The 19,303-nt window shown below is 70.9% G+C and carries 14 protein-coding genes; 1 reads left to right on the forward strand and 13 read right to left on the reverse strand.

Annotated features, from left to right (window positions below; all coding sequences use genetic code 11):
- Positions 1 to 83: 83 nt before the first annotated feature.
- From ACIBVL_RS29610 to ACIBVL_RS29635, 6 genes are all read right to left on the reverse strand, one after another.
- On the reverse strand, positions 84 to 1,676 hold the full coding sequence (locus tag ACIBVL_RS29610) for a cation acetate symporter (protein ID WP_399101665.1): 1,593 nt from the start codon (positions 1,674 to 1,676) through the stop codon (positions 84 to 86).
- Positions 1,673 to 2,233, reverse strand: coding sequence for a DUF485 domain-containing protein (locus tag ACIBVL_RS29615; RefSeq protein ID WP_399101667.1), 561 nt, complete (start codon positions 2,231 to 2,233; stop codon positions 1,673 to 1,675). The genes ACIBVL_RS29610 and ACIBVL_RS29615 overlap by 4 nt, the downstream gene beginning before the upstream one ends.
- 47 nt (positions 2,234 to 2,280) lie before the next feature.
- Positions 2,281 to 2,997, reverse strand: coding sequence for a response regulator (locus tag ACIBVL_RS29620; RefSeq protein WP_399101669.1), 717 nt, complete (start codon positions 2,995 to 2,997; stop codon positions 2,281 to 2,283).
- Entirely contained in the window at positions 2,994 to 4,142 is a 1,149-nt protein-coding gene (locus tag ACIBVL_RS29625) for a sensor histidine kinase (protein WP_399101671.1), read from the reverse strand. The genes ACIBVL_RS29620 and ACIBVL_RS29625 overlap by 4 nt, the downstream gene beginning before the upstream one ends.
- Positions 4,139 to 4,660, reverse strand: coding sequence for a DUF1453 domain-containing protein (locus ACIBVL_RS29630; RefSeq protein ID WP_399101674.1), 522 nt, complete (start codon positions 4,658 to 4,660; stop codon positions 4,139 to 4,141). The genes ACIBVL_RS29625 and ACIBVL_RS29630 overlap by 4 nt, the downstream gene beginning before the upstream one ends.
- A 225-nt stretch (positions 4,661 to 4,885) precedes the next feature.
- Positions 4,886 to 7,009 (reverse strand): type IIA DNA topoisomerase subunit B, encoded by a 2,124-nt coding sequence (locus tag ACIBVL_RS29635; RefSeq protein WP_399101676.1) that lies wholly within the window; start codon positions 7,007 to 7,009, stop codon positions 4,886 to 4,888.
- Positions 7,010 to 7,452: 443 nt separating this feature from the next.
- On the opposite strand from ACIBVL_RS29635, the gene ACIBVL_RS29640 reads away from it, so the two are divergent.
- Positions 7,453 to 7,683, forward strand: coding sequence for a hypothetical protein (locus ACIBVL_RS29640; protein ID WP_399101678.1), 231 nt, complete (start codon positions 7,453 to 7,455; stop codon positions 7,681 to 7,683).
- A gap of 139 nt (positions 7,684 to 7,822) precedes the next feature.
- Here ACIBVL_RS29640 and ACIBVL_RS29645 read toward each other — a convergent pair whose 3' ends face one another.
- From ACIBVL_RS29645 to ACIBVL_RS29675, 7 genes are all read right to left on the reverse strand, one after another.
- On the reverse strand, positions 7,823 to 8,677 hold the full coding sequence (locus ACIBVL_RS29645; protein ID WP_399101680.1) for a S1 family serine peptidase: 855 nt from the start codon (positions 8,675 to 8,677) through the stop codon (positions 7,823 to 7,825).
- Between the two features lie 146 nt (positions 8,678 to 8,823).
- Complete coding sequence (locus tag ACIBVL_RS29650; protein ID WP_399101682.1) at positions 8,824 to 10,374, reverse strand: RNA polymerase sigma factor; 1,551 nt, start codon at positions 10,372 to 10,374, stop codon at positions 8,824 to 8,826.
- 429 nt (positions 10,375 to 10,803) lie between these two features.
- Positions 10,804 to 11,691 carry a FadR/GntR family transcriptional regulator gene (locus ACIBVL_RS29655; RefSeq protein WP_399101684.1) on the reverse strand — a complete coding sequence of 296 codons (888 nt, stop codon included), beginning with the start codon at positions 11,689 to 11,691 and terminating at the stop codon, positions 10,804 to 10,806.
- 162 nt (positions 11,692 to 11,853) lie between these two features.
- Positions 11,854 to 14,352 carry an ATP-binding cassette domain-containing protein gene (locus ACIBVL_RS29660; protein WP_399101686.1) on the reverse strand — a complete coding sequence of 833 codons (2,499 nt, stop codon included), beginning with the start codon at positions 14,350 to 14,352 and terminating at the stop codon, positions 11,854 to 11,856.
- Between the two features lie 143 nt (positions 14,353 to 14,495).
- On the reverse strand, positions 14,496 to 15,254 hold the full coding sequence (locus tag ACIBVL_RS29665; RefSeq protein WP_399101688.1) for an NUDIX domain-containing protein: 759 nt from the start codon (positions 15,252 to 15,254) through the stop codon (positions 14,496 to 14,498).
- Positions 15,255 to 15,385: 131 nt separating this feature from the next.
- The gene (locus ACIBVL_RS29670) at positions 15,386 to 17,305 is read right to left on the reverse strand and encodes a glycogen debranching N-terminal domain-containing protein (RefSeq protein WP_399101834.1); all 1,920 of its coding nucleotides are present in this window, start codon (positions 17,303 to 17,305) and stop codon (positions 15,386 to 15,388) included.
- A gap of 311 nt (positions 17,306 to 17,616) precedes the next feature.
- Positions 17,617 to 19,257: a DUF4192 domain-containing protein gene (locus ACIBVL_RS29675; RefSeq protein ID WP_399101690.1), complete on the reverse strand. Its 1,641-nt coding sequence runs from the start codon at positions 19,255 to 19,257 to the stop codon at positions 17,617 to 17,619.
- Positions 19,258 to 19,303: the final 46 nt, after the last annotated feature.

The following is a 19,303-nucleotide window of genomic DNA, read 5'->3' on the forward strand; positions in this document are numbered from 1 at the left end:
CGGCAACCGACGCCGTACGACGGTGAAGGCCGATGCCGTACGACCGTGAAGCCGACGCCGTACGACCGTGAAGGCGCCGAGCGCTAAACGGCCCCCGCCCCCGTCAGCGAGCGCACCTCGGTCTCCGCGTGCTTGGCCTCGTCCGCGTCCTCCGCCGAGGTCACCGTGCCCAGCCAGCCCGCGAGGAAACCCAGGGGGATCGAGATCAGACCGGGGTTCTGCAGCGCGAAGTACTGGAAGTCCACGCCCGGAAAGAGCGACTCGGGGCTGCCCGACACCACCGGCGACAGCGCCACGAGCGCCAGCGCCGGCACCAGCCCGCCGTAGACGGCCCACACCGCCCCCCGTGTGGTGAAGCTCCGCCAGAACAGCGAGTACAGCAGGACCGGCAGATTCGCGGACGCCGCGACGGCGAACGCCAGTCCCACCAGGAAGGCGACATTGAGATCGCGGGCCAGCAGCCCGAGGGCGATCGCGACCACGCCGATACCGACGGCGGCGATCCGCGCCACCGCCACCTCACTGCCGGGTTTCCCCTGCCTCCGGCGCAACGAGGCGTACAGGTCGTGCGCCACCGACGCCGAGGAGGCGAGTGTGATGCCGGCGACGACCGCGAGGATCGTGGCAAAGGCGATCGCCGCCACGATCGCGAACAGAACGGTGCCGCCCGTGGAGTCGGCTCCGCCGCCGAGGTCGAGCGCCAACAACGGAACCGCCGTGTTCCCGGCCGCGTTCGAACCGCGCAGGGTCTCCGGGCCGACGATCGCCGCGGCACCGAAACCGAGGACGATCGTCATCAGGTAAAAGCCGCCGATGAGCCCGATCGACCAGACGGTGGACCGCCGGGCGGCCCGCGCGGTCGGCACGGTGTAGAAGCGGGACAGGATGTGCGGCAGCCCGGCCGTACCCAGCACGAGCGCCAGCGCCAGGCTCATGAAGTCGAGGCGGGCGGTCCAGTCCCCGCCGTACTTCAGTCCGGGCGCCAGGAACGCGGCACCGTGTCCGCTGCGCTCGGCCGCGGTCAGCAGCAGCCGGTCGAAGTCACCGTGGAAGCGCACCAGGACGAGCACCGTGAGCACCACTGTGCCGCAGAGCAGGAGAACCGCCTTGACGATCTGGATCCATGTGGTGGCCCGCATCCCTCCCAGCGACACGTAGATCACCATGAGCGCTCCCACCCCGATGACGGCCCACGTCTGCGCCGCCTCGCCGGTGTTCCCGAGCAGCAGCGCCACCAGGCTGCCCGCGCCCACCATCTGCGGCACCAGGTAGAGAACGGACACGGTGACCGAGGAGGTTCCCGCCGCGATCCGCACCGGCCGCTCCCTCATCCGCGCCGCGACCACGTCGGCGAGCGTGAACCGTCCGCAGTTGCGCACCAATTCGGCGACGAGGAACAACACCACCAGCCAGGCCACGAGAAAGCCGACCCCGTACAGCAGCCCGTCGTAGCCGAAGAGCGCGATGAGCCCTGAGACGCCGAGGAAGGAGGCGGCCGACATGTAGTCGCCCGCGATGGCAAAGCCATTCTCCATCGGGGAGAACAGCCGTCCTCCGGCGTAGAACTCCTCCTCCGACCCTTGCCGGTCACGGCTCACCCAGGTCGTGATCCCCAACGTGACCGCGACGAATGCGCTGAACAGCAGCAGGGACAAAGTCTGGTGATGGCCGTTCACGAGACACCGCCCCCAGCGCCACGCGTCAGCTCCTGGGTGTCCCAGCGCAGTTCGAGCGCCGCCCGGTCCCGACGCAGGCGTGCGTGCCGGGCGTAGGCCCAGGTGAGCAGGAACGTGCTGAGGAACTGGCCGAGCCCCGCGAGCAACGCCACGTTCACCGCGCCCACCACCGGTCGCGCCATGAATCCGGGCGCGGACGTCGCGGCCACGACATACCCCACGTACCAGAGGAAGAAGCCCGCGACCGCCGGCCCGACGAACCGTCGGTAACGACTGCGCACCTCCTGGAAAGCCGCGCTGCGCTGCACCTCGAGGTAGACCTGGGCCGCCGCCGTGGCCCCGTCCTGCCCCTCCCGACGGGCGGCGGGCACCTCGGCCATGGGCGGTCCCGGAGTACCGGGCTCACCCCAGCCCGACGCGAGCGCGTCGTGCCACGGGTCCTCGTAGCGCACCTCTCCGGGCACCTCGGCGTACTCCGCGCCCCGGCCCGCGCGAAGCTCGCCCGATCTCTCAGGACCGTCCCCGCCGCCGCGGGCACCACCGTTACTTGACTGCATGCCCAAGGATGGACAGAACGGGAAGATCCCTGACTCTTCTTCCCCGTCTACTTCACCCCATCAGGTGATGAATGACCCATTCCTCCCGTCGGTGGCCGTACCAGCCCCTTTCCGTACGCGTAACGCACCGCCTGCGCACGGTCCTTCAGCCCTGTCTTGGTGAACATGTTGTTGATGTGGGTCTTCACCGTCGCCGTGGACACCTGGAGTCGACGGGCGATTTCCTGGTTGCTGAGTCCCTCGGCGATCAGCATCAGCACCTCCGTCTCCCGTGCGGTCAGGCCGTCCGGTGGAGCCGCGGACGCGGCCGGCTCCGGCTCGGGTGCCGACAGGCGCTCCAGCAACCGCCGCTGAACGCTCGGCGACAGCCCAGCGTCCCCGGACAGGACGCTCTGCACGGCCCGCACGATCTCGTCCCCGTCGGCGTCCTTGGTGAGATATCCCCGCGCCCCCGCTCGCAGCGCCGGGAACAGGGACTCGTCGTCCGCATACGTCGTGAGCACCACGACCTGCGTGCCGGGGTGCTCGGCCCGGATGCGCCGGGTCGCCTCCACTCCGTCGCAGCGCGGCATGCGCAGGTCCATCAACACCACGTCCGGGGCCAGTTCGGCGACGAGCCGTACCGCTTCGTCACCGTCCCCGGCCGCCCCCACGACCTCGACTCCCGGCAGCAGCCCGAGCAGCATCACGATGCCTTCCCGGACGACGGTCTGGTCGTCCGCGACCAGCACCCGGGCCGGCTTCCCCCCTGCCTCCTCCGTCATACCGGCACCTTCAGCGTCACCACGAACCCTTCCTCGTCCGGCCCGGCGTCCAACGACCCGCCCAGCAGCTCGGCGCGCTCCCGCATACCGAGCAGACCGTACCCGCCACCCGCCTCGGCGAGTTCACCAGGAGAGCCACCCGAGTCCCTCACATCGAGGGTCACTTCATGTGGGCCGTACTCCAGCCGCACGCGGACCTTCGCACCCGGAGCGTGTTTGCGGGCGTTCGTCAGAGCCTCCTGTGCGACTCTACGCACGGCCTGCGACGCCTCGGCCGGCAGCGCTCTGCGCTCACCTCCCACGGTGACCTCGGCGCCGTCGGCCGCGCGCACGAGGTCGGTCAGGAAGTCCTCGAGCGGGGTCATATCGCCGCGCAGGGCGGACAGCGCCTGCCGGGTCTCGTCGAGGCCGTCGCGGGCCATTCCCCGGGCCGCCACCACCCGTTCGAGGATCTGTTCGCGGTCCGCGCCTCTCTCGATCAGCAGTCTCGCCGCCTCCAGGTGCACAAGCTGCGCCGAGAGGCTGTGGGCCAGCACGTCATGGATCTCCCGGGCGATACGGGCCCGCTCCGCGAGCGCGGCCGACTCCGCCTCGGCGGCCCGCGCGGCCCGCTCCTGGGCGAGCAGCCGCTGGGCGTTGCCTCTGGCCTCGGCGTCCAGGCGCAGTGCGTATCCGGCGAGGATCATTCCCCCGATGGTGACGGCCGTGTTCACCCCGTCGCCGTTGACCGCGGCGAAGGCGGCGAGCCCGACAGACGCCACGGGCAGGGCGGCCCCAAGAGGCAGCCGCTCCAGCGCGGCGATGGCGCACCCGCACCAGAGGGCGACGGCAGGGACGTCGAATCCGGCGGCCTGGGACCCGGCCGCGAGCCCGAGCAGCAGCGCGATGACGGCCAGAGAGGGCCACAGCCGGTGCTCGAGCGTCGTCTGGAAGAAACCCCAGGCCAACGCGCCTGCCACAAGGATCCCGCCGATCCCGGCGACCGCGACCCATCCGTGGATGCGGCTGTCCTGGAAGGCGCTCCACAACAGCGCGCCGAAGAGCAGTGACCGGATGCCCCAGGCCAGCAGCCGCCTGGTCCGCGAGGTCTCCCTGCGGCCCAACGCCTCCCGGGAGGGCCATTGTGTCCAGGCGTTCTTCGTCACACGCGCTCCTTCCACGCCGACCGGGCCTGCTCACCGTATGCCGTGCCGTACTCGGGAGTTCGGTCGAGCGTCTGCGCGCGCCACGTCAGGATCCCGGAGCGGACGAGCAGGGTGCCCGCCAGCGCCAGCATCAGGGCGGAGCTGCCCTGCTGGACGCCCAGCATCGCGCCGAAGGCGTAGAGGCTCACGCGCAGACCGATGCCGACGATCCACACGGCCACGCCGGCCTTGGTGCTCTTGCTCCATACCGCGCCGTCCGGCTCCACCCATATACGGGTGGTCCAGGCCCAGCCGGCTCCCATGGCCAGGCCGACGAGCAGTTCGGCGCCCAGGAGCAGGGCCGACTCGGTGTGGTGATGAGTGTCGAGCAGGTCGGGCTCCCGCAGTGCCATGACGGCCAGGATTCCCGGCAGGACCCACCACCGACGGTCCGTGTCGAGTCGGCTCGCTCGGAACTGCCGCACGAGCACCAGCACGACCACGGCCGCGATCACCAGCACGTTGACCAGCCCGGACATCACAGCCTCCGTGTGCGGGGAGAGGATGCCGGCAGCGAGCGCTGCCGACGCCTTCGACGCTACGGAATCGCGCAGGTCAGGGGATCGGAGCCAGGGTGGATCATGGGTGGATTCCGGCGGCCCGGCAACTCCACCCACGGGTGGAGAGCCCCGTCCGGCGCCCCAACTGGTGGCAAGCCGACGGGGGCTCGATTCCGTCCGGAACCGAACCCCCGTGCGCAGTCGCTAAGCGTCGATGCGCGACCGGTCCAGCGTCGCCGCCGAGCTGGAGATGAACTCCTTGCGCGGCGCCACGTCGTTGCCCATGAGCAGGTCGAACACCTGCTCAGCGGCCTCCAGGTCGGTGAGGTTGATGCGGCGCAGGGTGCGGTGGCGCGGGTCCATCGTCGTCTCGGCCAGCTGGTCGGCGTCCATCTCGCCGAGACCCTTGTAGCGCTGGATGGAGTCCTTGTACCGGACGCCCTTGCTCTGGAACTCCATGAGCTTGTCCCGCAGCTCGCGGTCGGAGTAGGTGTACACGTACTTGTCCTGGCCCCGCTTGGGCTGGACGAGTTCGATGCGGTGCAGCGGCGGCACCGCGGCGAACACTCGGCCGGACTCGACCATGGGCCGCATGTAGCGGTGGAACAGGGTCAGCAGCAGGGTCCGGATGTGGGAGCCGTCCACATCGGCGTCGGTCATCATGATGATCTTGCCGTAGCGGGCCGCGTCGATGTCGAAGGTCCGCCCGGAGCCGGCTCCTATGACCTGGATGATCGCGCCGCACTCGGCGTTCTTCAGCATGTCGGTCACGGACGACTTCTGCACGTTGAGGATCTTGCCGCGGATCGGCAGCAGCGCCTGGAACTCGGAGTTCCGGGCCAGCTTCGCCGTACCGAGCGCGGAGTCGCCCTCGACGATGAAGAGTTCGCTGCGGTCGACGTCGTCGCTGCGGCAGTCGGCGAGCTTGGCCGGCAGCGAGGAGGACTCCAGGGCCGTCTTCCGGCGCTGCGCGTCCTTGTGCTGGCGGGCCGCGATACGCGTGCGGGCGGCGGCGACCGCCTTCTCCATGACCACCCGGGCCTGGGCCGCGGCATCACGCTTGGGGGAGGTCAGGAACGCCTTGAGCTCCTTGGAGATCACGGTGTTCACGATGCGCCGGGCCGCCGACGTGCCGAGGACCTCCTTGGTCTGGCCCTCGAACTGGGGCTCGGCGAGGCGGACGGTGACCACCGCGGTCAGGCCCTCCAGGGCGTCGTCCTTGACGATGTCGTCCTCGGCGACACGCAGCAGCTTCTTGGCGCGCAGGACCTCGTTCATCGTGCTGGCCACGGCCTGTTCGAAGCCGGCGACGTGAGTGCCGCCCTTGGGGGTGGCGATGATGTTCACGAACGACTTCAGGGTGGTGTCGTAGCCCGTGCCCCACCGCATCGCGACGTCGACGTCCAGCTCGCGGGTGACCTGGGTGGGGGTCATCTGCCCGTGCTCGTCGAGGACCGGGACGGTCTCCTTGAAGGTGCCCTGCCCGGAGAAACGGAGGACGTCGCAGACGGCCTTGTCCGTGGCCAGGTACTCGCAGAACTCGCTGATGCCGCCGTCGAAGCGGAAGGACTCCTCGCCCTTGCTGCCGCCCTCACCCAGGCCGAACTCGTCGCGGACGACGATGGTCAGGCCGGGCACCAGGAACGCGGTCTGACGGGCGCGCTGGTGGAGGTTCTCGAGGGAGAGTTTGGCGTCCTTGAGGAAGATCTGGCGGTCGGCCCAGTAACGCACACGCGTGCCGGTACGGGCCCTGGCGATCTTCTTGGTCTTGCGCAGGCCCCCCTTGGCCTCGAACTTGGCTTCGGGCCCGTCCGCGGCGAAGGCGCCCGGCACACCGCGCCGGAAGCTGATCGCGTGCGTGTGGCCGCTGCGGTCCACCTCGACGTCGAGGCGGGCCGAGAGGGCGTTCACGACAGATGCGCCGACACCGTGCAGACCGCCGGAGGCGGCGTAGGAGCCGCCTCCGAACTTGCCGCCGGCGTGCAGTTTGGTCATGACCACCTCGACGCCGGAGAGGCCGGTCTTGGGCTCGACGTCGACCGGGATGCCCCGGCCGTTGTCGCGCACCTCGACCGAGGCGTCGTCGTGGAGGATCACCTCGATGTGGTCGCAGTAGCCCCCGAGGGCTTCGTCGACCGAGTTGTCGATGATCTCCCACAGGCAGTGCATCAGACCACGGCTGTCGGTCGAGCCGATGTACATACCCGGGCGCTTCCGCACGGCCTCGAGCCCCTCGAGGACGAGCAGGTGCCGCGCGGTGTAGTTGGAACCGTCCCGGTCTGCTCCTGCCAGCAGCGCTGTGGACGGCACGGACGTCTCGGCGGTCACGCGGTTCGCTCCTCGCTGAATTTCAGGTGGGGCCCTTCTGGGTAAGGGCGCGGCTTCGTTAGCCGCCAAGAGGGTACCGAGGCCTGGTAGAGCCGTTGTAACGCCACCCTCGTATGGAACTCACACTAGTCCAGGGTCGCATGGGTGTTCGATCCCTCGTTGGAGTGAAGTACATATCACGTTCCCTTCGAGGCATGAACCATTTAGGCTCCGGGCACGTCCTCATGAACAAACCGGCAATCCAGCCGGGAGGACCGGATCATGACCGACAGCGCGAAACCGTAAGCACCACAGACACGCAATACGGCACATTCGCCGCCAAACCGGCAGCAGACGGCCACCTCGAAGATTTTTTTCGAGGAGACGCCACGAGCGGGAACGTTTTGGGGCTGGTTGGATGTTGACCCTGGTACGACAGCTCGTCGAGCTAGAGAAGAGGCGACGTGACTACTGTTCTGACCCCCGCGAGCCCGATGACGGCCGCTGACCGCTGCGACCGCTGCGGCGCACAGGCGTACGTGCGCGTCGTCTTGCTCAGCGGTGGAGAACTGCTCTTCTGCGCCCACCACGGCCGCAAGTTCGAGCCGGAACTCAAGAAGATCGCCGCTGAGATACAGGACGAGACGGAGCGGCTGACGACCGTTCCCGCAACCGCCTCCGAAGAAGAGCGCTGATCCTGCGCGTCCACGACGAGCCAGAACCGGCACAGGCCGGTGCGGGCGGCGGCCCCTGGAAACAGGGGCCGCCGCCCGTTCTCGTGGCTTCAGGGTCCGCAGAGCCCCATTCACGGTGGGGAGAGCCGCTCGAACGCCCTCAGGGGGCCGCGCTCGCCCCTTGCGGGGCGGCGGGCCGGCTCAACGTCCGGATGACGTCCGAGACGCGCGTGTAGACCCCTGGGCTTCCCGGCCGTCCACAGCCGCTGCCCCACGACACGAGTCCGATCAGACGGCCCTGTGCCACCAGCGGCCCCCCGCTGTCCCCCTGGCAGGCGTCCGGCCCGCCTCGCGCCTCTCCCGCGCACACCATGCTCCCGGAGCGATACGTGCCGTCGGAGGAGCCGGGGTAAGCCCGCTCACAGAGCTCGTCGGCCAGCACATGGACGCGAGCGGCCCGCAGCCGGTGGGGATAGGCCCCGAACCCCGTCGTGTCGCCCCAGCCGGTGATCACGGCGGCCGTTCCGGGCTCGTACGCGGCGTCGCCCGCGCCGGCCAGGCCGATGACCGATGCCGCCGGCATGGGCTCGGCAAGGGTGAGCACGGCGAAGTCGCCGGCGTTGCTGACACTGTCGTAGGCGGGGTTCACCCAGATCTCCTGTACGGCGATCTCCCGGCCCAGTTCCGAGTAGAGGTCTGTGCGGCCCGCGATGACCGTGAGGTCGCGTGCCTGGTGCGGCGACGCTCCCAGGACGTCCTCGGCCATGCAGTGGGCCGCCGTGAGCACCATGGTGGGGCCCACCACCACACCGCCGCAGAAGTGTCCCGACCGCATACGCCCGAACCGGTCACGGCTGGCCAGCGCGACCGTCCAAGGGCTCTGTGCGGCCTCGATGGGAAATCCCCCCAGAACGACGTCGGAGGCCGCAGGCGCGGCGGACAGCAACGGTATGGCCACCACCGCGGCCACAAGAGCCAACGGCCGGGCCACCGCCCGGACAAAGCGACGACGCATACACACTCCTCACTCCGAAGTGACCGATGAACACCCAGAGTGATTCAGTGCGCGGCGCCCCGCACCCGCGCACCCACGCCGAAGGCCCGGCTCCTAGGGAGGCCGGGCCTTCGGCGTACGATCACGACCTGGTCGTACGACCTGGTCTAGTCGAGGTAGTCGCGCAGGACCTGCGAACGCGACGGGTGGCGCAGCTTCGACATGGTCTTCGACTCGATCTGACGGATGCGCTCGCGCGTGACGCCGTACACCTTGCCGATCTCGTCGAGGGTCTTCGGCTGACCGTCGGTGAGACCGAAGCGCATCGAGACGACGCCCGCCTCGCGCTCGGACAGGGTGTCGAGGACCGAGTGCAGCTGCTCCTGCAGGAGCGTGAAGCTGACGGCGTCGGCCGGGACGACGGCCTCGGAGTCCTCGATGAGGTCACCGAACTCGCTGTCGCCGTCCTCGCCCAGCGGGGTGTGCAGCGAGATGGGCTCGCGGCCGTACTTCTGGACCTCGATGACCTTCTCGGGGGTCATGTCGAGTTCCTTGGCCAGCTCCTCCGGGGTGGGCTCGCGGCCCAGGTCCTGGAGCATCTGGCGCTGCACGCGCGCGAGCTTGTTGATGACCTCGACCATGTGCACCGGAATACGGATGGTGCGTGCCTGGTCGGCCATGGCGCGGGTGATCGCCTGACGGATCCACCAGGTGGCATACGTGGAGAACTTGTAGCCCTTGGTGTAGTCGAACTTCTCGACCGCGCGGATCAGACCGAGGTTGCCCTCCTGGATGAGGTCCAGGAAGAGCATGCCGCGGCCGGTGTAGCGCTTGGCCAGGGAGACCACCAGACGGAGGTTGGCCTCCAGGAGGTGGTTCTTGGCGCGGCGGCCGTCCTCGGCGATGATCTCCAGCTCGCGCTTGAGCTTCGGGGCGAGCTTGTCGGCGTTGGCCAGCTTGTCCTCGGCGAACAGACCGGCCTCGATGCGCTTGGCGAGCTCGACCTCCTGCTCGGCGTTGAGCAGCGGGACCTTGCCGATCTGCTTGAGGTAGTCCTTGACCGGGTCGGCGGTGGCACCGGCGGCGGCGACCTGCTGGGCGGGCGCGTCGTCCTCGTCCTCGTCGGACAGTACGAAGCCGGCGTTCTCGGTGCCCTCGGGCTCGTCGCCGGCCTTGGGGGCTTCCTCGAGGACCTCGTCCTCGATCAGCTCGACGTCGTCCTTCTTGGCAGTGGTCTTCTTGGCGGCCGCCGCGGTCTTCTTGGTGGCGACGGTCTTCTTCGCGGCCACCTTCTTGGCGGCCGTGGTCTTCTTCACAGCCGCCTTCTTGGCGGGGGTGGCTTCCTCTGCGGGGTCGTCCACAGCGGGCGCGGCCGGGGCAGGCGCGGTGGTGGCGGTGGCCTTCCTGGTGGTCACCGTCTTCGCCGCGACCGTCTTGGTGGCGGTGCGCTTGGCCGGACTCTTCGCTGCGACGCTCTTTCGGGTGCGCTTGGGCTCCGCGGCACTGACCATCAGCGTCACACCCTCTTCCTCGAGGATCTGGTTGAGGCTGCGCAGTACGTTCTTCCACTGAGTGGCCGGAATCTGGTCAGCTTCGAAGGCCCGACGCACATCGTCGCCGGCGATCTGCCCCTCAGCCTTTCCCCGCTCAATGAGCGCCATGACAGAGACGGACTCGGCGATCTCCGGCGGGAGCGTACGGGATGTGCTGGCCGACACGAACAACCTCTCGGAACGTTGGAAAACGGCTTCCGGCCCCGTCCGTGACGGACAGGAGCCGACCACCGGCCTGGGGGTGGGCCGACGGTGCGGGCGGGGGCCGGGAAGATGCACAGCGCCTTGAGCGGCGTCCGTATTCCCTCCTCGGCTGTCACCTCTTAGGTCATCGCGTTGTTTCCACAAGCGTTACGCCCAATCTTCGTGGCCCGAGTCACACCGCGTAAGCGCTCAAAAACGGTCAGACACGGACAGATGAGGTCACCTATAGGCGTACCCAGGCTGCCACGATCCACCCCAAGCCGTTTCGCACCGTCGGACCCCGCAGAACCTGTAGGGCTTCTGCGGGGTCCGAGGAAGGAGAGCGGGAAGCAGGCCGCGGATGACGCGGAAGGGGAGACATCCCCGGGCCGTACCACCCGCGGTGTGCGGTCAGTGCTCGCGCGGCGCCGGTACGACGCGCTCCACCTCGGGATGCACGGTGAGCAACTGGCGCATGGCAACCTCGGCCGCACCGCCGTCGCCCGCGGCAAGGGCGTCGACGATCCTGCCATGGTGCGCCAGCGACGCCTCGTTCGGCCTGTCACAGCCCGTGACCGGGCCGCCGGAGACCTGGAGGGCCGCCGACACGATCCCGGAGAGGTGCTCCAGCATGCGGTTGCCGGCGACCTGGATGAGCAGTGTGTGGAATTCCGTGTCGGCCCGGGAGTAGGTGAGCGCGTCACCCTGCGCCATGGCATGTCCCATGATCTCGACCATGTCGCCCAGCCGCTGCTGCACGTCGTCCCGCCCGTGCCCGGCGGCGAGGCGGGCGGCGAGCGGCTCGATCGTCCAGCGCAGTTCGCTCAGCTCGCGCCGCTGGTCGTCACGCTGTGGACCGAAGGCCCGCCACTCGATGATGTCCGGGTCGAGGAGGTTCCAGTCACTGACGGGACGCACGCGCGTGCCGACGTTCGGTCGGGCGCTGACCAGGCCCTTGGCCTCCAGGACGCGGAGCGACTCACGGACGACGGTGCGGGAGACCTCGAAGCGCTGGCCGATCTCCTCGGGCACCAGCGGCCGGTCGGCGCCCAGGTCACCCGAGACGATCATCTGGCCCAGCTGCTGGACGAGTTGGCCGTGCAGGCCGCGCCCGCGGCTGCCCGCGGCACGTCGGCCCACGCGGCCCAGCTCGGGGTCCGCGCCCTCCCAGACGGGTGCTCCCACGCGGTCGGCGGCGGGGGCCTCGGCGTAGGGGTAGCGGTCGAGTTCGCCCGGGCCGGCCAGACCGGAGTCGGTGGAGCGGGCGGCGGTCATCATGGTGTGCGCAAGGGTACTCACGGATCCTTTGTCGGCGCCGTCTCCAACTCCCTTGAGGTCTTTGGTGAAAAGCACACGAAAGGGTGATCGCTCACGCCGTCGCAATTGACGCCTTATCGGAAAGAAATGGGCTTTCTCGGGGGAGTTGCGCACACGCCACGACAGAATGGATACACACGGTGATCACCGGACCCTGCCCCGCAGGGCCGTGAGCAGATACGCGCACATCAGGGTGGCCAGCGACAACGCCAGTGCTCCGCCGACGGGTTGGGCGATCACGCGGGCCGCGGCGAACAGATAACGCTCTCCCCCGAAGGGCCACTGGACGAGCAGCACCTCGCGCAACCGCAGCGAGAACCCGGTGGCGGTCCGCACGGACCCGCTCTGCCCGGCCCTTTGTGCGACCGGTACGACGAGGACTGGTACGGCGAGCACGGCCGCGAGTCCGGCCGTGGTCGACCGGAAGACGCCCGCCGCCAGGACGCCGGCCCAGGCGCAGCCGACCACGAGCGCCAGCCAACTCGTGCTCAGCGCGAGCCAGTCCGCGGGAACCTTCGCGAACTCCCGTCCGTGGAGGAGATAGAGCACTTCTGCGTCGCAGCCCACCGTGAGGAAGGCCAGCATCAGTGCGGTGAGCCCGGCGACGAGGAGCTTGGCGCCGAGCAGCCCCAGCCTGCGGGGCACGGTGCCACGGTCCACGGCCAGCGCGGGGTGGCGGAACTCGTCCCCGAAGGCCAGCGCACCGAGCAGTCCCGCGCCGAGGGCCGCCGGCGGCAGCGGCAGCTCCACGGGCCACGCGGCCAGCAACCGCGCCTGCGAGGTGTGCCCCATACGAGCCAGGAGTACGGCGATGAGGGCGGAGGAGAGGAGTACGGCGGCGCCGGTGACGAAGCCGGTGCTGATTCCGGCGGCGCGGCGGAGTTCGTAGCGGAGGGGGCGGAGCGGGCTGGGGGCGGAGCGGACGGAGATGGGGGGTGGAAGGGCGGACAGGGCGTCGGGGGTGCGGGACGCGGAGCAGCGGAGGGAGTTGTCGGCCGAGGTGGGGATGTGTGAGGCCGCCGACGGCTGAAGGTCGTCTGTGGGGACGCCGTCGGGTGCGGCGACCGGCTCTGGGAAGGTCAGTTGCTCGCCCGCGGTCAGCGACGGAGGAAGGGGCCGGGCCGGGTGCGGCGGTTCGGCGAAGCTCAGCGCGTCACGGCGAGGAAGCGACTCGGTCGGAGGCTCGGACTCCTCGGCGGCGGGCTCAAGCGCCGCGTGCCCGAGGGGAATGGTGGTCGGGGGCTGCGGGACTGTGGCTGTCGTGGGCTCGAGGGTCGTGGAGTCCTGGTGCGTGGGCGCAAGGGCCATGGCGTCGTCGGAGGCGCCGTCGTCGGCCGTCGTCGCGGGCTCGGGGCGGGTGTCTTCGGCGGCCGGGGCGCCGTCGTGGGCCGACTCGAAGTCGGGGGCCGGCGCGTCTTCGGCAGGCGGCTCACCTTCGGCGAGGTGCTGCCCGCCGGAAAGCTGCAGGCCATCGGAAAGGTTCAGGCTGTCGGAAAGCCGCGGCCCGCCGGAAGAGGCGGGCTCGACCGGTGGGCATGGCGTGCGGGCAAGCCGTGGTGAATCGTCCCTCGTGGGGGCCGTGACGGCAGAAGTCGTGTCCGTCGGGACATCGCTCTCCGCCGGTGCGGTCTCGCCGTCGTCCGGGCACGAGGGACGTGGCTCGGGAACGCCGGCCTGGCCCGGCTCCCCGGCCCCGGCCAAGGGGACCGGCTCCGGGCTTCGCTCGGGCCCTGTCTGCCACGGAGCCCCGGTCCCCGCTCCTGCTCCCGGCCCCATGTCGCCCGTCTCGTCGGCGAGTTGATGGACGAGAATGCCGTGCCGGAACGCGGTCTCGCCGACCTCGGCGCATGTACTGCCGTACACGCAGAGCCGGTTGCCGTCCTCCTGGACGACCTCGACGGAGCGTTGTCCGGTGCGGGCTTCTCTGGTGAGCAGGGCGGCCAGGCGGGTGGCGTGCGGGCTGCGGACGGCCACGCGGGGGCGCAGCCGGGTACGGGCGAAGTCGGCGGCCTCCTGATCGGCGACGAGTCTGCCCTTGTCCAGGGTGACGACCCGGTCTGCGGTGTGGGCGGCCTCCTTTGGGTTGGCCGTGGTCATGAGAACCGTGCCGCCGTGGGCCGCGTGTGCGCGCAGCATGCCGTGCAGCCAACGGTTTTCGCGGCCGTTGAGCCCCTTTGTCGGCTCGTCGAGGACGAGGGTGTGCGGGTCCGCGAGGAGGGCGCAGGCCAGACCGAGCCGCCGGTCCATACCGAGGGAGAGGGTGCCGAGACGCTCGTCCCGCAGGCTGACCAGCCCGACCACCTCCAGAACTTCGTCGGCGCGCCGGACGGGGACGCCGGCGGCCGCGCACAGCATGCGCAGATGACCGCGGACGGTACGGGCCGGGTGCCCCGGCACATCGCCCAGGAGAACGCCGACCTCACGGGAGGGGTGGGCGATGCGGTGCAGGGGGCGGCCTCTGAAGTAGGTGAGGCCACGGCCCTGTTGGAGTTCGAGCATGAGTCTCAGCGCCGTGCTCTTGCCCGCGCCCGGCGCTCCGAGCAGCACGGTGACGCTGCCCGCACGCGCCTCGAAGGAGACGTCGTCGACGGCGGGCGGAAGCTCCTTGCGGGAGTCACTGGTCAGTCCGAAGGCCTGGATCACCTGTAGCAAGATAGCGTGCTATATCCGGTTTTACCGGGCACAGCACGGCGACGACGCAGGCGTGATCGACCCATCCGGCCCCGCTTCACCTCACCCGGGATACGACTCCCCTGAGCGGGTCGGGCAGTTGCGGTGGCGAGGCGTCACACCTCGGGCCGCAGCATCGGCGGGTTGAGCAGCGTCGCACCGCCGGCGCGGAAGAGCTGGGCTGGACGCCCGCCCTGACGTGTGGTGGTGCCGCCGGTGGGGACCAGGAAGCCGGGCGTGCCCGTCACCTTGCGGTGGAAGTTGCGCGGATCGAGGGCCACGCCCCACACCGCCTCATAGACCCGGCGCAGCTCGCCGACCGTGAACTCGGTGGGGCAGAACGCGGTCGCCAGGGAGGAGTACTCGATCTTGGAGCGGGCGCGTTCGACCCCGTCAGCGAGGATCTGGGCGTGGTCGAAGGCGAGAGGCGCGACGGGTTCGCCGTCACGGCCGTAGCCGCCCTGTTGCAGCAGTTCCTCGACCGGCGCCCAGCGCGCGTTGCTGGCGTCGCCACCCGCTCGCGGCGCGGGCAGGTCGGGGGCAAGCGCGAGATGGGCGACGCTGACGACGCGCATCCTGGGGTCCCGCTTGGGATCACCGTACGTGGCGAGCTGTTCCAGATGGGCGCCGTTGTCCTGGGCCGGGGTATCGGGATCGTGGGCGCGCAGTCCGGTCTCCTCGGCCAGCTCCCGCGCCGCGGCCTGGGATAGATCCTCGTCTGCCCGCACGAAGCCGCCGGGGAGCGCCCACCGCCCCTGGAACGGCGACTCGCCCCGGCGCACCGCCAACGCGCACAGGGCGTGGCGGCGCACGGTCAGCACGACCAGGTCCACTGTGACGGCGAAGGGCGGAAACGCTGACGGGTCGTAGGGCATGCGGCGATCATAGTCGTCTTCCTGACGATAAACACACCCTTCGCCGGACGCATCGGTGGCTGATCCACTGCGGTTCGGCACCGTGGCCACCGGGCGGCCCCGGCCCCCGGCAGGTTCCACGTCATACGAGGTCACACTCCCAATTGGAGTCCGTCGACCGCTTCCTCCACCAGGGCGAGGCCGAGCCGGCTGACCCGTACGGAGAAGGGGCCGCCCGCGACCCTCAGGCCGGTCAGGCCGATCTCGCCCAGAGGTGCGCTGCGCAGCGGGCGCAAGGTGATCGTCCCGGCCGGTGCGTCGGGCCGGATGCCGGCCGGAGCGGTCACCAACAGGACCCCCGCAGCGGCCGAGGTGGCGGCGGGGCGGCAGGCGGCCGGATGGGGCAGGGGAGCACTTCCTGCGGTGCGCTGCTCCCCGGCGTACATCTCCGGAAGGCGGTGTCCGAAGGCCTCGGCCGCCGCCAGTGCGCCGTGCAGCAGCGCCCCGGCTTCCTTGTCGAAACCGGCGGCCGCGAGGCCCGCGACGGCGATCGCCGTCTCATGGACCCGTACGGCGCCGCTGCGATGGCCGAAGGGGTTGTAACCGGCCTCCTTCGCGCCCAGGCCCCGCACTCCCCATCCCGAGTCCATGGCGGGGCTGCCGAGCAGTCGGGCCAGGCATTCGGTCTGCACTTTGTCGAGCAGACCGGGGGCCGACGCACCGCCTCCCAGCAGGCCGGTGTCGAGGAGGTGGACCGCTGTCGCGCCGAGGTGGGGCACCGGCCGCCCTTCGGGAGTGAGAGCGGCCGAGGGCCGGCCGCCACCCAGGTCGTCGAGCCAGAAATCCCTCCGGAAGACGGCGCGCAGTCTCCGTGCCCACTCCCGCAACTCCTCGGGGCCCGGTCTGCCGCAGGCGTCGAGCAGATCGGCGCCGATCAGTGCCGCCCGATGGGCGTGGGCCTGGGTCTGGCAGCGGACGGGCCCTCCGGACTGAGGGTCACGCAGGTAGGTCCCCTCCCCCACGGCGGCCCGCAGCCAGGTCAGGCAGCGCTCGGCGGTCGGCAGGAGTTCCTCGGTGTCCTGCTCGGACAGCCCCCAGCGGCGGGCCTCGGCGAGGAGGACCGGGAAGAGCAGGGTGGCCTCGGCCCCTGTGCAGCCCGGCGGCAGGTGGGGGCCCGCGTCCCGCCGCGGACCGGGGATCATGCCGTACCGCGGTCCCCGCTGTGAGACCTGGGTGCGGGCGAGGGTGCGCAACGTGCCCGCGGCGAGCCGGGTGCCGAGGGGCAGGGTCATGCGGGCCGCGGAGAGCGCTTCGGCCGGGGACAGGCCGCAGCGCCACGGTGCCCCCGCCGCGAGGTGGGTGTCGGCGGGATGGGCGGGGTCGCGCACCAGCAGGGCCTGGAGATCCTCGATGCTTGTGGCCAGGAGGGCCGGGACGCGTGGGTCGTCACTCGTCGCGCGGGCGGGTGCCAGGGGGCTCGTGGCCGCTCGGCCCACGGCCCGGACCGGCCCCGTACCCTCCAGGCGCACCTTGAGTTCCACGCAGACGCTGCCTCCGGGGGCCAGGTCGAAGTCCCAGCGCAGCAGTCCCGCGGAGGCGATCGCGTCGGCGGGCGGTGGGTCGGCGGTCACACACGAGGTTCCCACCGGGGACGACCAGCGCAGGCCGCAGTCACGGACGCTGGCGGGCAGTTCGGGGCCCACGGCGCCGGACGCGATCGCCCCGATGTCGGCCAGGTCCGCACCGAGGGCCACCTCGACCGGGAGGCGCAGCGGCCGCGCGGTGGCGCTGCGCACCGTGATCCGTTCCGTGCCGTCCGCGCTGCGGGTCCGCTCGACGACGACGTCCGGGTCCGGGCCGCCGTGCGGTGTGACGCGCAGGGTGCCGGTGAAGCGTGCCTGGTCGGCGGAGGCCATCCGCGCCTGCACCACGAGCGGTTCGCGTCCGGCCACTCGCACCTGGCAGCGCGACAGAATGCGTCGGCCCGCGCGGTAGAAGCCCTCCAGTCCGCGCCCGGTGAGTTGTCCCTGGTCGGTCGAGATGGCGAGGCCCGGCAGGGCGACGCAGATCATCGCCGTGTGGGCGGGCGGCAGGTCTCCGGAGCGTCGCGGTGCCGTCGGCGTGGAGGGTGCCGCGGCTCCTCCTTCGAGGCTGGTGCGTTCGTCGGCAGCGGAGGGCGGAGTCGGCTGGTGCATGCGGTGACTTCCTCTGCTCTCTGTACGCCTCGGACGGGTCGAGGCCGGGTGAGGGGCTCCGGCGGTGCGGGTGCGCTGTGGCGGCACGACCCGTGCAGGTGTTCCGCCACTCAGGTGAACGGGGCGTGTCTCCCCCAGGTCACGCCCTTCAGGGACGGCCCCACCGAATGGCGGTGGGGCCGGGCGTTTCACTCCGTGCCGTGGACGTCGTCGCCGTCGGGCCGCACTGCTTCGGAGTGGGTGCGGTTCCGTGGAAAGGGCTTCCCGGTGGTGCGCGGGCGTGATCCGCCCCGGCTTGCGGCGGCGGGTCGCGTGGTGGGACGGGGGCGGCGCGGCCGGCCGCCGGACGTCGGCGCGTGTTTCGGCATGGCGTCCGAGACGTCGGTGCCGCCTGAGGAGCCGGCGGGGTCGTGCGCCCTCCGCCTGTGCGGCTCGGATTCCGCGCGCCCCTCGCCTTCCTTGCGGGCCTCACGTGCCTCGCGTTCGGCCCGCAGGCAGCGGCGTACCGACTCCGGGTCGAGACCCTCGTTGCAGGCCTGGTGCAGGAGGCGGGCGAAGAGATAGCCGGGGTCCGCGCCGAGGGCCATGGCGAGGGCCTCCCGGGCCTCGAGTTCGTCGCCGCTGGACCAGGCGACCCAGCCGGCGAGGGTGAGCGGGGCCGCCGCGTGTTCGCCGTAGGGACCCACACAGCGGCGGGCCAACGCCCGCCAGAGGCGCAGTGCGGGCGCCGCCTCCTCGCCCTCCATCCACTCCGCCGCGCGGTCGCGCGTCACACGGTCCTGCAGGCCGAGGATGAGAGCCGCGGCTTCGTCGCATCCGAGCAGTTCGTCGTCCCGGCGGTCGGCGAGGACGGTGCCGGACACGACGGGTGCCTCGGCGAAGCGCCGCATGGCCCGGTCGGCCAGTGCGACCGTCTCCTCCGCGACCACGGCGCGGCCGGTCTCGTCGGTGATCCTCGGGACCAGCGCCATACTGGCGGTGTCCAGAGCCACTTCCTGCGCCAGTACGACGCCCGTCTCCAGGGGCTGCAGCCGGGCCCGAAGCTCGCGCAAAGTACCCCGGACCTGGATTCCGGCATAGGTCGCGGCCGCGGCCAGCACGGAGGTGCCGGGCAGCCCCATGGGCGTCCCTTCGGCCGGGCAGCAGCCGGGGCGTGCGCAGCAGTACGACCAGAAACGTCCGTCGGAGATGCACAGCGCCTCGATGACCGGGGCGTCGAGCTTTCCGCAGGCGAGGCGGAGGGATTGGGCCAGCGGCCGCAGTCGTTCCATGACTTGGCGACCGGTCTCGCCCTTCGCCGGGTCCTGGCAGAGGTAGGCCACCATCTGCGCGGGGCGGGTGCCTCGGCGTTCGCTTCCCTTCACGAGGCCCTCCGCCAGCTGCCGGGCTACGGCAGCCCAGTCGTCGGGGTGCGCGGGAAGCCCGAGCCTGGCCCGGCCGCCGAACCGGCCCCGCCCGTCCCGGTCGCTCAGGGCGACCAGGACGATGCTGTCCTCCGGCCGGTATCCGAGCAGGTAGGGCAGGGCGTCGGCGAGTTCGCCCGGGGTGCGCAGAGTGACCTGATGGGCGGCGGAGTCCGCGCCGTACGCGGTGTTCGCGTCGTACGGGGTGTGGCTGATGTACGCCATGGGTGCGTCGTACGGGTGGTCACCACCGTAGGCTGACGCATCGCTGTACGCCGTCGCGGCGCCGTACTCGGGCGCCTCGCCGCGGGCCGTCGGGGCGCCGGGGGCGTGGTGGCCGTCGTGGGACGCGGGTGCGCCGAGCTCGTCGCGTCCCGGGATGTCGCCGTTTTCGGAGGAGCCGGTCGCTTCGCTGTGATTCGTCATGCGCCGACGATCTCGCGGATCACAAGGTTCCGCTTTGACCTGTGGA

The sequence above is a fragment of the Streptomyces sp. NPDC049687 genome (assembly GCF_044465285.1).
In the GTDB taxonomy this organism is placed as follows: Bacteria; Actinomycetota; Actinomycetes; order Streptomycetales; family Streptomycetaceae; genus Streptomyces.